We start from the raw sequence: 13649 nt of genomic DNA on the forward strand, positions 1-13649 counted from the left end.
TGGATTGAGATGATTGCGGCCTAATCACTCTAAGTTGAGGATTCGTTGACGTCAATCTCGCCCGAACAGTCGCCAGAGGGATGTGCCGAGATAGAAAGTCGAGAAAAATCGTGAGGAAGTGGTGAGTTTGGTGTTGACACTATTTGAAACGGTGGATTATAAGAAGACTGTTATTGTTTAGTGGCCCCGCTTTTCTCCACTCGCGCGGGTGATTTCTATGACACCTCTCCCTCGTCGCCGGTCAGCGTTCACGCTGATCGAGCTGCTCGTCGTCATCGCGATCATCGCGATCTTGATCGGATTGTTGTTGCCGGCGGTTCAGAAGGTGCGCGAGGCTGCCGCGCGCATGAAGAGCGGCAACAATCTCAAGCAGATCGGCATAGCCCTCCACTCCTGCCACGACGCGCACGGCAAACTGCCCACCACCACCGGTGCCTTCCCCGGTACTGGGGAGGGCACCGTGTGGGAACTCGACAGCGTCCCGTCGCGGTTCGGCACGATGCACTACCACCTGCTCCCCTACTTGGAACAGGACAACCTGCACAAGGCACCGCAGATCTCCCCCAACGACGGGAACGGTGGGAGCGGGACACAGTCTTGGCGGACGAAGGGGAACGGATTGAATGGCGTTGTCAAGACCTTCCACGCCCCGAACGACCCGGGCGTGACTGCGGCGGCCGAGGCGTGGAACAACAATGGGGGCGAACGCGCCGGGGCGGCGAGCTACCACTCGAATTGGCACGCGTTCGGCGGCGGGTGGGACGAGGACTGGCAGGTCGGCGGCAAGGCCCGCATCCCGAGCTCGTTCCCCGACGGCACGTCACAGACCATCGGGTTCATGGAACGGTACGCGATCTGCGGGGACGGCAATCTTGGCAAGCCCTCGTCGCCCTGGAACCAGTCCTGGCTTTATGCCGAGCGTAGCTGGCAGGAAGACGGTGCACTGCCGGGTCCGATCACCCAGTACCATAACCCGGGGAGCGCTTGGTGCTCGCCGACCTACTGGATTCCCGGTAACACCACCGGCGGCGGGAACGGTCGCGGCGGCTTCCAAAATTTCGCCAGCATCCCCGCGAACTACCCCATCGACCGCGTGACCGGGGTTTCGGCCTACTTCCAAATTCCGCAGGCCGCGCCGCCCGTCAGGAACTGTGACCCGATGCGGCTCCAGTCGTTTGGTGCTAGTGGGATTCAGGTTCTTCTGATGGACGGGAGCGTCCGCTCCGTGGGAGTCAACACCGACGCCACAACGTGGGTTCGGGCTCTCCTACCGAACGACGGGTTCGTTCTCGGCAGCAACTGGTAAATCATCGCGACGATCGCGGTTCGACCGGTGGGAGGGACTGCCCGGTAACCCTCCCGTCAATTTCATCTTCCCCACTCCCTTCGGGTGGCCACCAAACGTCATCAGGGCACACTCATGAATCGGCCTGGCCTTCTTCTACTCCTATTCCTTCTATTAGCCGGCGGACTGTTGGGCTGCTCGAAGAACTCGTTGGCGCCGGCGAAAGTGTCCGGAAGTCTAACGTACAAGGGCCAGCCGATTAAAGCGGGGACGATGGCCTTCCACACCCCCGAAGGGACCACTTACGCCGCCCAGATTAGCACGGACGGGACGTACAGTGCCGCGGATCTGCCCGAGGGAGAACTGGTTGTTACGGTCAACACCGAGCACCTCAACCCCGCCAGGAAACCGCCGGCCGCAACCGGCAGGGACACAGAGAAGCGGATGAAGATGATGCAGTCCAGGCAGCAGCCACAGGGGAGCGCCGTCGTGCCCGACGAACCCTACATCAAGATCCCCGAGAAATACTCCAACCCGAAAACCTCGCCGCTGACGATCACCCTGCAGAGCGGCCGGCAGGTCCACAACTTCGACCTGGATTGATCGGCGGAAGATCGGGTGGGATCCGCACCCCGAGCCCTAGTGGGGTCTCGGGAGAGCGGCCGCGGAGGGATCTCTCCTCCGCCAGGGGAAGAACCATCATCACCCGCTCATTCGGTCGTCCTCCTCCCCTTCGCCGCCCGTGGGATTCGCCGATGTTTCGCCTTGCCGGTCGAGTGCTCCGTCTCCCCGGGCGCGCCTGGAAGGTGATCCGCAGGCGTCCGCGGCTGACCGTTTTGTTCGCAGTCGTGCTCGTTACCGGTGCGGGGTTCGGGCTGTGGCGATACGCCCTTGGCGAGTGGCGGGCGGCGCAGGCCGCGCTCAAGAACGACCGACCCCAGGAGGCCCAAGAATACCTCGCTTTCTGCCTGCGAGTGTGGCCGCAGAGCCTCGAGGTCCACCTCTTCGCCGCCAGAGCAGCGCGGCTGACGGGCGATCTCAACGCCGCGGAAGCCCGTCTGAACCGTTGTATCGAACTCCAGGGTGGCGCAACCGAGGGTGTACAGTTAGAGTTCCTCCTCTTGCGAGTCCAGGCAGGAGAGGTAGATGAACTGGCCCCAGTGCTGTTTGACCTCGTCCAGAAGGGACACCCTGAATCCCCAATCATCCTGGAAACCGTCGCTCACGCTTACATTCTCCGCCTTCGGTACAAGCCGGCGTTCGCCTGCCTGAGCCTCTGGATCGAGAAGTACCCCGACGGTGCCAAGCCTTACCAGTGGCGGGGGTGGGCGCTGGAGCGGTTGAGTAACGAGAAGGGGGCGAAGGCGGACTACCACCGCGCTCTGGAACTCAACCCAGACCTAATGCCCGTTCGGCTCCGCGTCGCCGAAATGTTCCTTGAGGACAAACAGGCGCCGGAGGCACTGCCGCACCTGGAATTGCTGTGCCGGCAGGCGCCGAACAACGCTTTCGTGCAGGCGCGGATGGGGATGTGTTGGTTCCTGCAGGGCCGCAACGACGAGGCCCGCCGACTGATGGAGGCGGCCGTCCCCCACCTCCCGTTCGATCCGGCCCTGCTCGTCTCTCTGGCCAACCTCGACCTCCAGGAGAACAAACCGGCGGATGCAGAGCACCGACTGCGTGCCGTACTGAAGGTGGACCCGTCCGACACCGAAACGCTCTTCGTCCTCGCCTCGGCGCTCCACCTGCAGGGCCGAAGTGCGGAGGCCGCCGTCGTGCTGGACGATTACAAAAAGAAACGCGTGTTGGTCGATCGGATCAACGAGCTCCTCAAGGACAAAGCGGACAGCCCGACGGCCACGGCGGGGGACTACGCGGAGATCGGCCAGTTGTTCCTTCAAATCGGTCGTGAGAAATTCGGCACGTACTGGCTGGAGCGGGCCCTGGAGCGAGACGCGACGAATCAGGTGGTCCACCACGCCTTGGCCGTGCATTACGAGCGGAAGGGGGATGCGAGCGCCGCAGCCCCCCACCGCCGACATCTCCGCACCGCCGTTCCTGTATTACCCCCGAGCGGCTCTAACCCCGAGGGCAAGGGACCATGACCGATTCAACGCTGAGGCGCCGGGAACCACCCACGAGCAGGTGCAGAGCAGGCGCAGCGGTCGTGATGACGTGCCTCGCTGTCGGGCTGGCATCGCTGGGGTGCGGAAGCAAGGACCAGGCGCCCGAGGCACCAACGCCCGAGGCACCCGACCCAGACCTCACAGGCCCAGACTTCTTCGACGACATGACCGCATCGGCGGGCATCGACTTCGCCTACCGCAATGGCGAGGAAGCCCCGCACCTGGCGATCCTAGAATCGCTTGGCGGCGGCGTGGTCGTCATCGACTTCGACCGCGACGGACTGCCCGACCTGTTCCTTCCCGGTGGCGGGCACTACGGCGGAGCGGATAATAAGCAGATCCTCGGCCACCCCTGCCGGCTCTACCACAACGAGGGGAACTGGAAATTCAAGGACGCGACCGCGCCCGCGGGTCTAGACAAACTGGCCGGCGGCGCCCCGTGGTTCTACACACACGCCGCCACTGTCGGCGATTACGACCGCGACGGCTGGCCCGACTTGCTCGTCACCGGCTGGGGGCGGATCGCACTGTTCCACAACGAATCGGACGGGAAGGGCGGCCGCCGCTTCACCGACGTGAGCGCCGCCGCCGGGCTGGATAAAGACATCACCTGGGCGACGAGCGCCGCCTGGGCTGACTTCGACGGCGACGGCTGGCCCGACCTGTTCGTCTGCCAGTACGTCGATTGGTCGTTCGCCAACCACCCGGCGTGCAACTACGACGGCAAGACGTCCGACGTCTGCCCGCCGAAGAGGTTCAAGGGTCTGGGGAGCAAAGTGTACCGGAACACGGGCGCCGGCAAGTTCCCCGACGTCAGCGAGGAGGCCGGGATTCTCAAAGGGGGCGAGCACGCGAGCAAGGCGCTCGGCGTTGTGGCCGTTGACGTGAACCTGGACGGCAAGCCGGACGTGTACGTCGCCAACGACACGGTGGCGAACTTCCTCTACGTGAACAAGTCGGCCCCGGGGAAGATTCGGTTCGAGGAGAAGGGCCTGGCGGCCGGGGTCGCGCTGGACGGCGGCGGAAATCCGAACGGAAGCATGGGCGTGGACGCGGGCGACCCCGAGGGGATGGGCAAGCCGGCTCTGTGGGTGACCAATTACGAGAATGAGTTCCACGCTCTGTACCGGAACCACTCGGCCGGCGACAGGGTCGCGTTCGTCTTCGCCACCCAGTCGTCCGGCGTCGGCGTGATCGGCCAGAAATTCGTCGGCTGGGGGACGGGGTTCGGCGACTTCGACCTCGACGGCTGGGAGGACATCTTCATCGCCAACGGTCACGCGGTCCGCTTTCCGACCGGGACCACCCGCAGTCAGAAGCCGGTCCTCTTCCTGAACAAGGGCGCTGGGAAGTTCAAGGACATCACCACGCGTGGCGGCACGTACTTCAAGCAACCGCACCTCAGCCGCGGCGCGGTGCTCGCGGACCTAGACAACGACGGGCGGCTCGACTTGGCGGTGAGCCACACGAACGCGCCGGCGACGATCCTCCGTAACGTGCTACCCGGCCGGCACTGGGTCGGAGTGGAACTGGTCGGCGCCGGCAACCGGGACGTGGTCGGCGCGCGGATCACGGTTGAGGCCGGTGGCCGCACCCAGACCCGCTTCGCCAAGGGCGGCGGGAGCTACGCATCCGCGCCGGACCGCCGGCACGTCGTCGGCCTGGGCACCGAGACGAAGATTGCGAAACTCGCGGTCAACTGGCCGGACGGCTCGCGTCAAGAGTGGGCCGACGTGCCGACCGATCGATACCACGTCGTGACACAAGGAAAGAAGGAGTTGGGCATATGGCAATGCCGCTAGCGGCGTTGCGACGAGCGAGGGAATTGCTCGCCAGAACCGACCTCACGTCACCGCCTTCCTACCAGGCGCGTGGTCCAAACGCGGTCGTACTCGCTCACGCGGGCCGGCGGGTTCTTCGCCGGGTCGTAGGGGAAGTTTGGCATCGCGCGATGCGGGTGCGGCCCGAGATATCCGCCAGTGAGCGTCATCGGCGCGGTGCCGTTGACGTAACCCCACATCCACAGCACGAAGGACCGCTGCCAGCCCTCGTGCAGCGGCGGCACCGAGGCTACGTCGAACTCTGCCGTCGCCTCGTCACCCGGGCTGCAGATCACGTGGCGGTCGTCGGTCACACTCAACAACTCGGTTGCGTCGCCGGTCCGCGGCAATCCCTATGCCCGCGGTCTTCGATGGGGGCCGGCGGGTCTGGGCCGTGAGTCGCATGCGACCAAGGACACCGACCTGGCGGCGAAGGTCCGGGCGGTGGTGCGGGGCTGGTGGCCGGGTAGTCATCTCCATCCTCTCCGGGAGGTCGTCCGATGCGCGGGTTGTTGTTCACGGTCGTGTTCGCCACGTCCCTGGTGTTCGCGGCCGGGTGCGGCCGGTCGGCGCCGATGGCCCCGACAGCCCCGGCCGGCCCCACGCCGCCGACGGAGGCGACCCTGACCGACGGGGGCGTCGCCGACATCGACCGGGCGGCTAAGGACACTAAGGACGCGGTTTTCCTGGTCGAGTTCTGGACCATGGCGTCCGAGCCGCCGCCCGACTTCGCGCTCGCCGCCAACTCTCGAGCCGGCGACAACCAGGCCCGGGCGGCGCCGGTGGGAAAGGACAAGGTCGCCTGGCACGGGGTGCGAAAGGCCGAGTACCTGGGGGCGAAGTACGGCGGGCACTTCCTACGGGTGATCTTGGTGAACGTGGACGGCCCGGAAAAGAGAGGCGAGGTGCTCAAGTTTCTCAAGGACCGCGACGCTCGGCACGTCACGAACCTCGCCTGGAAGGACGGCCCGACCGCCGACCGGTACGGGTTCACCGGCAAGGCCCCGCACCAGGCGGTGTTCGGGCGGAACGGGAACCGGGTGTGGGCGACTGGGGAGCCGCTCGCGGGGACATTCGACGGCCTCCTCTTTCAGGAACTCGACAAGTAATATTACTCCCAGTACTTTCCAATTGAACTGGAGAACGCAGACTCCGTTCGGTAGAGGAGTTGTGTCGAGCAATCGCCTCCACGGAAGGAGCCTGCGTCCGATGACCGCCCCCAACCCGTCCCAGCGCTCCAGAATCACTCAGGCCTTTATTCCGACGAGTTCTTGTTGGCGGTGCAGACTGCGGAGAATGGAAAACCGTTGGCCCTTGCGGAACTTCGTTGAGTGCCTGACCCGGCTGGACCCGATCGCGAACGAGCCGGGCGAGTTCGACCGGTTCCTCGCGGTGGCCCAGACCCGGTTCCAGTTGCCCCCGCGGGCCCTGATCGCGTTACTCGAGGCGGTGGCCCCGAAGATCGACGCGTTCGTCACCGTTCCGGGCGCGGATTTGGGGGCGGCCCCGAACCTCGTGACCACCTTCTCGACCGCCCTGGCACGCCACGTGACCGTTCCGGTGGGGTCGTAGTCGTCGCCTCCCCGGCCGCGCACAACGTGTTCCGCGGTGCCCTCACACCGGCCGCCCTTGGATCTCATCCGACGCGCCCGGGCGCTTGAGCTCTTGGTGCCCGAACAGCGCCCTCAGCAGGTGTAGGGCGCGATCTACCTGGCCATCGGTCAGCTGGGTCAGGTCGTAGCCGCCGCGCCCGCACCGCTCGCACGGCGGGAGCGCAACGAGCTCGACGAGCCGTGCCAGTTCGCCCTGCTCCTGGGCGCTGAGTCGCGCCAGGTCGAACTCCTCCGCGCCGGCCGGGTCCGGACGCTCGACATGCCCGCACCCTGGGTACGGGCATTTGCGGGCGTGTCGCTCGAGCTCGGCCACCCGGCTCTGGCTCAGGACCGCACCTCCGGCCCGTACTCCCGCGGTTCCCCGGCCTCGACGATCTCTTCGACGATGACGAGCACGTGGTACCCGCCGCACCGCGGGCACCGGTCCACCCCGCACGGCACGTGACCCTCGGGTGCGAGGCGCAGCACGCGCGCGTCGCACCCGAGCTCGACACCCTCCAACTTCTGCACCCGCGCTGACAATCGCATACGGTCCCCGCCGGTCAACCCCGGCGCATCACCGCGTCGAGCGCTTCCAAGATCTGCTCGTCGGACGCCGGGAGCAGGAGTTGATCTGGGTACGCGCCCGGGTGCCGCTCGTGGACGAGTCGGAGCCATGCCTGGTGCTCGGGCTTGAGTGTTTGGAGGAACGCACTCATCTGCGCGAGCCATACCGTGTGGTTCGGATTCGTGCGGTCGAGATCGTCCACCCCGAACGCCCCGGCCAGGAGCCCGCGTGCGAACGCCACCGGCTCGTTCGGCACAGCCGTACTCGCCCGCCGTACCGGGATCTCGAACTCGAGTTTGCCCACGCGGTTTCCGAGGTTCATATGCGGTTACCTCCTTCGGGGAGTCCGGCCCGGTGCTCCAACTCCGCGATCCGGGTCTCCAGGTCCGACAACTTGCGCACCTTGATCCCCAACTCGAGTATGGCCCGGGCCGCGCCCAACCGCACGGCCGGTGGTGCCGAGTCCTTCTGGAGCGACAGTAGGGTTCGCACGGCCTCGCCCGCGGCCGCCGTGAGCAATCCCGCGGCCCGGCGCACCATGTCGGCCCGGAGCGCTTGCAACCGTCCCCGGAACGCGGGCTCGGCGAGGCACCGGTAGATCGTGCGGTCCGTGAGCCCGCACTGCTTCGCGGCCGCGTCCACGGTGGCCCCGCACGCCAGCGCCAGGAGCAACTGGTCCTCGTTCTTCTTCACCCGGCCCGCGGCCATGCCCCACCTCCTTACAGCACGTCCACCGGCGGCTCGATGTACTCGGGTCCGCACACGATCAGGAGCCCGAACGGCGCGAGCTTCCCGTCGGGCACCACGGGTTCGCCCTTCGCCGGGTCGTACACGAGGAGCCCCGCGAGCGAACCCTCGGGTCCGTCCTTGTACAAGCCCGGTGCCCGGCCCTCGGCTCGATCAACCGGGATCGCCTCGATCACGTGGAACTGGTCCGGGGGCAGGCGGTGGGCCAGCGCTTTCGCCACCTTGCCGAGTCGGTTCGTCAGGCTCATCCCGCGCCCCCGTCACCATTATTCCGCGTTCCGTCAGGGTTTACGCCGCCACGCGCTCGGCCGCCGTCCCGGTCAGCGACTCGAACCGGGCTACCACGACGTCACAGTACCGCGGGTCCAATTCCATGAGCGCCGCGGTGCGCCCGGTCTGCTCGGCCGCGACGAGCGTGGTCCCGCTGCCCGCGAACGGGTCCAGCACCACGCCCCCGGTAGGGCACGAGTTGTTGAGCAGGTACTCGAACAGGGCCACGGGCTTGGGGGTCGGGTGGTCCGCGTTCTTCGCGGGCTTGTCGAACTCCAACACAGTCGTTTGGGCGCGGTCGGCGAGCCACGTGTGTGGTGCCCCGTCGTTCCAACCATAGATGCACGGCTCGTGCTTCCAGTGGTAGTCCTGGCGCCCGAGCACGAGCGCGGACTTGACCCACACGAGGCACTGGCGCACGGTGAGCCCGGCGGACGCGCACGCGAGGCGCACGTCGAGCCCGGCCAGGTCCGCGTGCCACACGTAGAACGCACCGCCCGGGCTCAGGTGCCGGAGCGCACTACCCAGCGCGGACGCCAGGAACGTGCGGTACTGCTCGGGAGTCATGTCGTCGTTGGCGATGATGAGCGCGTCGGCCGTCTTGCCCGAGTACGCGACGTTGTACGGCGGGTCCGTGAGCAGCGTGTCGGCGGGACCGTCGGGCAAGAGCCGGGCCAGATCCTCGGGTTTGGTGGCGTCGCCGCACAGCAGGCGGTGGCGCCCGAGGAGCCACAGGTCCCCGGGCCGGGTGACGGGCTCGGCGGGCGGCTCGGGCACGTCGTCGGGATCACCGGCGGGTTCGGCGGGCGGCGCGGTGAGGAGCCGGAGCAGCTCGTCCTCGGGGAACCCGGTGAGCGACACGTCGTAATCGGCGTTCTGTAACGCCACGAGCTCTTGGGCGAGCCGGTCGTCGTCCCAGGTCGCGAGCGTGGCGGTCTGGTTGTCGGCGAGGCGGTACGCGCGGGCCTGCTCGGGGGTGAGCCCGCGGGCCACGTGCACCGGTACCTCGGTGAGCCCGAGCTGGAGCGCGGCCTTGTACCGGGTGTGGCCCACAATAATCACGTCGCACTCGTCCACAACCAATGGCTGCCTCATGCCGAACTCGCGGATCGAAGCCGCAACCGCGTCAACCGCGCGGTCGTTGGCGCGTGGGTTGTTCTCGTAGGGCCGGATCGACCCGACCGGCCGCATTTCGACGTCCATTCTGCCCCTCCGCACGTGTCACGGTGCCCCTCTATGAAGGGAACTACCCCGCCCGCGCGAGAAGTGTCCGGACCCGAGCGCAGATTTTTCTGCAATCCAGTGATGCGGTACTGTTCGTCGTGGGAAAAACGGACAGACGAATCCGATCGCTCGGAACTTAAGGGGAGCCGCTACTAACGCAACGGGACCGGGAGATAAATCGCCTCAAATCGAGCCGCGAGGCGCTCTCGCACGAGTCCGAATCGCTTTCGGAACAGGCGGTTACGTACAGCTCCGCGCCCACCCACATGCGTTGATCCGGTGACCCGTGAAAAGTCGCGCGAAAATTTCCTATGCGCCGGGTTCCGGCGGGGCAATTACTCTGTGTTCGAGCGATCCCGGATGAGATCCACGCTATGCCAACACCCGAAACCGGCCGACTCCTGCGCGAGGTCCGGAACCTGATCGGCGACGCCCGCGAGGACGTCCCGGACGGCGAGCTCGTCGCGCGGTTCGTGGACCAGCGCGACGAGCTCGCGTTCGAGTGCCTCGTGCGCCGGTACAGCCGGCTCGTGTTCGGCGTCTGCCGGCGCGTCCTGGTCGATCCGAACGCGGCCGACGACGTGTTTCAGGCCACGTTTCTCGTCCTCGTTCACCGGGCGGCGTCGATCGACCGGAACCGCCCGGTTTCGGACTGGCTCTACACGGTCGCGTTCCGGCTCGCGTGCCGGGCGCGGGCGAACGCCGCCCGGCGCCAGCGGCTCGAAGCGGCCGGGGCGCAGTGCCGGCCCGTGAGTGCCGAGCCCGGCGCGCCCGAAGACGGGCACGCGGTTCTGCACGAAGAACTGAACCGACTGCCGGAACAGTACCGCGTCCCGCTCGTGTTGTCGTACCTGGAGGGGCGCACCTACGAGCAGGTGGCACGAGCGATCGGGTGCCCGGTCGGGTCGGTCGGTTGGCGCCTCACCCGCGCCCGGGACGCGCTCCGGGCGCGCCTCACGAACCGCGGTATCGTGTGCCCGGCCGCCGGGATCGCAACTCTGATCGCGTCCGCCGGGGGCGGAACAGCCGCGCCGGTGTCACTCTTCGATACCACGGTGCGAGCCGGGCTGTGGTTCGCGTGGCGCTCGGCCGACGGAACCGTACACGCCGCGCCTTCGGCGCAGGTGCTCGAACTCGCACGGGGAACAATGGGAACCATGACAACGAGTAAATGGGCCGCGGCCGCGGTGCTGCTGGCGATCGGGCTGTGTGGCGGAACCGCGTGGATGGCGCGCTCGATGGCGGTGAGCGAATCGCCGCGAGCGGCCGCGGACCAACCCGTCCTTGCCCCAAAGCCCGTAAAGTCCAACGAGCTGCCCGAAGGCGCGACCGCCCGAATGGGCACGGCGCAGTTCCGGCACGGCGACGTGGTGTTCTTCATCGCGTACACGGCCGACGGCAAAGGAATCGTGACCGCGGGGCGCGACAACACCGTCCGGCTGTGGGACCGTACCACGGGGCAGGTCGTGCGCCAGTTCGAGCGCGCGGAGGGGAAGAAGGAACCACTCGCGCAGAAACCCGCAATGCCCGCGATGCCGGGCAAAATGATGCAAGCCACGACACCGGACGACTTCCCGGTGGCACTGGCGCCCGACGGGAAGACGCTCGCCGCCGGGAAGAACCGGACCATTACCGTTTGGGAAGCCGCGACCGGAAAGAAGCTCCACGCCTTGACCGCGTCGGCCGATGTAACGGAACTGGAATTCACGCCGGACGGCCAGTCGCTCGTTTCCGCCGACGCGAATGACACCGTCGTGCTCTGGGATTCGGTCGAAGGAAAGGCCCGGAAGACGTTCGAGCCGAAGGCCGAAATGAAAGGGACGACGAAGACCGGAACCGCCGTCTCGCCCGCGGGGACGCACGTCGTTCAGCAACTCATCGAGCCCGAGACCACGAGCGGCTTGCTCCGCGTCACCGAACTCGCAACGGGGACCGTGCTCCCGGACATCAAGCTCTCGGTGGGCGGCGCCCAGAACATCACGTTCTCGCCGGACGGTAAGTACCTCGCCTGGGCGTCGTTCACCGACGGCATCACGGTCTGGGACGTCGGGGCACACAAGGAGGTGAAGCGCTTCGGCAGCGGGACGGCCATGAAGCCGCGGTTCTTCGGGAAATCGCTGCGCATCGCGGCCGACAACAAGACGGTCGCTGTCACCCTCTCGAACGACGCGATCGAACTGTGGGACATCGCCGAGGGCAAGCTGAAGCAAACCATCGGTGGCTACAAGGTCGAGCAGTCGGGCCGCGTGGCCGTGCGCATCGTGCGCGGCGGGGTGAGCCGAATGACCCACACGGACCTCGCACTCACCTCGGACGGGAAAACGGTCGCGGTCAGCCTCGGCAGCGCGGCCGTGCGACAGTTCGATGTCGAAACGGGGAAAGAAATCGCAGCGACCCCCGGTCACCTCTCGGGAATCATGGCGGTCGGTTCGGACGGGCGCACCGTCGTCACCGTGAGCCGTGAATCGGTTCGCGTGTGGGATCTGGCCGGCGGTGCGGTCCGGCACTGGGCGCTGACGCCGCCCGCGGTTTCGGTCGCCGTCTCGCCCGATGCGAAGTTCGTCGCGACCGCGTCCGGGAACGGGGTCGTTCGGATGTGGGACGCCGCGCGGGGCGAGCAGGTCCGCGAGATCGACACGAAGCGCGCGGACGTCGCGGGGATCGGGTTCTCGCCCGACGGCAAGCTACTCGCGACGAAGGCCGAACTGAATTCCGCGGTGAACCTCTGGGACGCGACCGCCGGCACACACGTCCGCACCATCGGTCAGGACGGCGAGCCGGTGTTCAGTGGCGGGCGCGTCACCCTCGACATCTCCGGTATGCAGACACCCGTAATACGGTTCTCACACGACGGGCGCCTGATTGCGTCCGCGGGCGACAAGAAGCAGCTCCGCGTGTGGGACGCGGCCACCGGAACGGCGGTGTGCGACGTCGCGGCCCCCAAGTCGCTGGGCGTCGCGTTCGAGTTCTCCGCGAACGGCCACGTGCTCGCGCTCCTGACGCAAGACGGGACGGTGACCGGGTACGAGATCGCTACCGGCGAGAAGCGGTTCGAGACGCGGGGCGCGGTCGACGGCCCCGCGGCAAACCACTCGCGCGACATCGCCGGGGGTGCGGCGGCGATCAGCGCGCTGGGGCGCGGGTTCGCGAACGCCGGCGCGATCGGGTTCACCGCGGACGGGCGGTTCCTGCTCTCCGCCGCGGGCACCTCCGCGCTCCGCGCCTGGGATACGCTCACCGGCCAGGAAATCGGGCACCTGAAGGGCCACAGGGGGAGCGTGTCGCACCTGTGCGTTACGGGCGGGAACGTGCTCGTCACCGGGAGCGTGGACACGACGGCGCTGACGTGGGACCTGTCGAGGTTAACTCGTGTCGAACTCACCCGCGACACCTCACTCCCGGCGGCCGATCTGGACCAACTCTGGGCCGATCTCGCGAAACCCGACCCGGCGGTCGCGCTCACCGCGGCGCGCAAGTTCCTGACCGACCGCAAACAGGCGGTGACCTACCTGAGCGAGCGGCTCCGCCCGGTGCCGGCGGTCGAAGGCGCCCGGATCGCGGAACTGGTGGCCGACCTCGGCGGCAACTTCAACGCCCGGCGCAAGGCGACCGCCGAACTGGAGCGCCTCGGCGCGGTCGCGGCCCCGCACCTGCGCAAAGCGCTCGAAGGAACCCCGCCCCTGGACCTGAAACAGCGGGTCGAGGCCCTTCTGCAAAAGGCCACCGTGAGCAAGCTCAGCGACGACCAACTCCGGGACCTGCGCACGGTCGAGCTACTCGAACTGGCCGCGACGCCCGAAGCGAAGCGCGTCCTGGAGGGGCTCGCTAAAGGGGCCAAAGGTGCCCGGCTCACGCTCGAAGCGTCCGCGGCTCTCGCGCGCCTGACCGCCACGAAGTAACACAGCAATGTGGTGTTGGATTGGTGCATTTGGCCTTTTGTTTGGTGGCACGGGCCTCTGGCCTGTGGAGGCACTCACACAGGCCAGAGGCCCGTGCCACGAACACAAGACACAAGCT

The 13649-nt window shown here is 67.1% G+C and carries 14 protein-coding genes; 7 read left to right on the plus strand and 7 right to left on the minus strand.

Features of this window, described 5'->3' with window-relative positions; translation table 11 throughout:
* The first annotated feature begins 217 nt into the window (after positions 1-217).
* The 4 genes from J8F10_RS05940 (at position 218) to J8F10_RS05955 (ending at position 5213) form a co-directional block, all read left to right on the plus strand.
* Positions 218-1306 (plus strand): DUF1559 family PulG-like putative transporter, encoded by a 1089-nt coding sequence (locus J8F10_RS05940; protein ID WP_210652933.1) that lies wholly within the window; start codon positions 218-220, stop codon positions 1304-1306.
* Positions 1307-1510: 204 nt separating this feature from the next.
* Positions 1511-1888, plus strand: a complete 378-nt coding sequence (locus J8F10_RS05945; protein WP_210652934.1) for a hypothetical protein — start codon at positions 1511-1513, stop codon at positions 1886-1888.
* A gap of 152 nt (positions 1889-2040) precedes the next feature.
* Positions 2041-3390 carry a tetratricopeptide repeat protein gene (locus J8F10_RS05950; protein WP_210652935.1) on the plus strand — a complete coding sequence of 450 codons (1350 nt, stop codon included), beginning with the start codon at positions 2041-2043 and terminating at the stop codon, positions 3388-3390.
* Between the two features lie 65 nt (positions 3391-3455).
* Entirely contained in the window at positions 3456-5213 is a 1758-nt protein-coding gene (locus J8F10_RS05955) for a CRTAC1 family protein (protein WP_210652936.1), read from the plus strand.
* A gap of 47 nt (positions 5214-5260) precedes the next feature.
* Here J8F10_RS05955 and J8F10_RS05960 read toward each other — a convergent pair whose 3' ends face one another.
* Entirely contained in the window at positions 5261-5545 is a 285-nt protein-coding gene (locus J8F10_RS05960; RefSeq protein WP_210652937.1) for a hypothetical protein, read from the minus strand.
* Positions 5546-5731: 186 nt separating this feature from the next.
* Here J8F10_RS05960 and J8F10_RS05965 point away from each other — a divergent pair, with 186 nt between their 5' ends.
* Positions 5732-6340 carry a hypothetical protein gene (locus J8F10_RS05965; protein ID WP_210652938.1) on the plus strand — a complete coding sequence of 203 codons (609 nt, stop codon included), beginning with the start codon at positions 5732-5734 and terminating at the stop codon, positions 6338-6340.
* A 205-nt stretch (positions 6341-6545) separates the two neighbouring features.
* Positions 6546-6803, plus strand: a complete 258-nt coding sequence (locus J8F10_RS05970) for a hypothetical protein (protein WP_210652939.1) — start codon at positions 6546-6548, stop codon at positions 6801-6803.
* A 42-nt stretch (positions 6804-6845) separates the two neighbouring features.
* On the opposite strand, the gene J8F10_RS05975 is transcribed toward J8F10_RS05970, so the two are convergent.
* From J8F10_RS05975 to J8F10_RS06000, 6 genes are read right to left on the minus strand one after another with little or no spacing between them, the layout of a single operon-like run.
* Positions 6846-7157: a hypothetical protein gene (locus tag J8F10_RS05975; protein WP_210652940.1), complete on the minus strand. Its 312-nt coding sequence runs from the start codon at positions 7155-7157 to the stop codon at positions 6846-6848.
* Positions 7158-7168: 11 nt separating this feature from the next.
* Positions 7169-7372, minus strand: a complete 204-nt coding sequence (locus J8F10_RS05980) for a hypothetical protein (RefSeq protein ID WP_210652941.1) — start codon at positions 7370-7372, stop codon at positions 7169-7171.
* Between the two features lie 14 nt (positions 7373-7386).
* On the minus strand, positions 7387-7713 hold the full coding sequence (locus J8F10_RS05985) for a hypothetical protein (protein ID WP_210652942.1): 327 nt from the start codon (positions 7711-7713) through the stop codon (positions 7387-7389).
* Positions 7710-8099 carry a hypothetical protein gene (locus J8F10_RS05990; RefSeq protein ID WP_210652943.1) on the minus strand — a complete coding sequence of 130 codons (390 nt, stop codon included), beginning with the start codon at positions 8097-8099 and terminating at the stop codon, positions 7710-7712. The genes J8F10_RS05985 and J8F10_RS05990 overlap by 4 nt, the downstream gene beginning before the upstream one ends.
* Positions 8100-8110: 11 nt before the next feature.
* Complete coding sequence (locus J8F10_RS05995) at positions 8111-8386, minus strand: hypothetical protein (RefSeq protein WP_210652944.1); 276 nt, start codon at positions 8384-8386, stop codon at positions 8111-8113.
* Positions 8387-8426: 40 nt separating this feature from the next.
* Positions 8427-9611, minus strand: coding sequence for a DNA modification methylase (locus tag J8F10_RS06000; protein WP_210652945.1), 1185 nt, complete (start codon positions 9609-9611; stop codon positions 8427-8429).
* 395 nt (positions 9612-10006) lie between these two features.
* Between J8F10_RS06000 and J8F10_RS06005 the strand changes: the two genes are divergently transcribed.
* Positions 10007-13531, plus strand: coding sequence for a sigma-70 family RNA polymerase sigma factor (locus tag J8F10_RS06005; RefSeq protein ID WP_210652946.1), 3525 nt, complete (start codon positions 10007-10009; stop codon positions 13529-13531).
* Positions 13532-13649 lie beyond the last annotated feature (118 nt).

Origin of the sequence: Gemmata palustris (assembly GCF_017939745.1) — a bacterium.
Lineage (GTDB): Bacteria > Planctomycetota > Planctomycetia > Gemmatales > Gemmataceae > Gemmata > Gemmata palustris.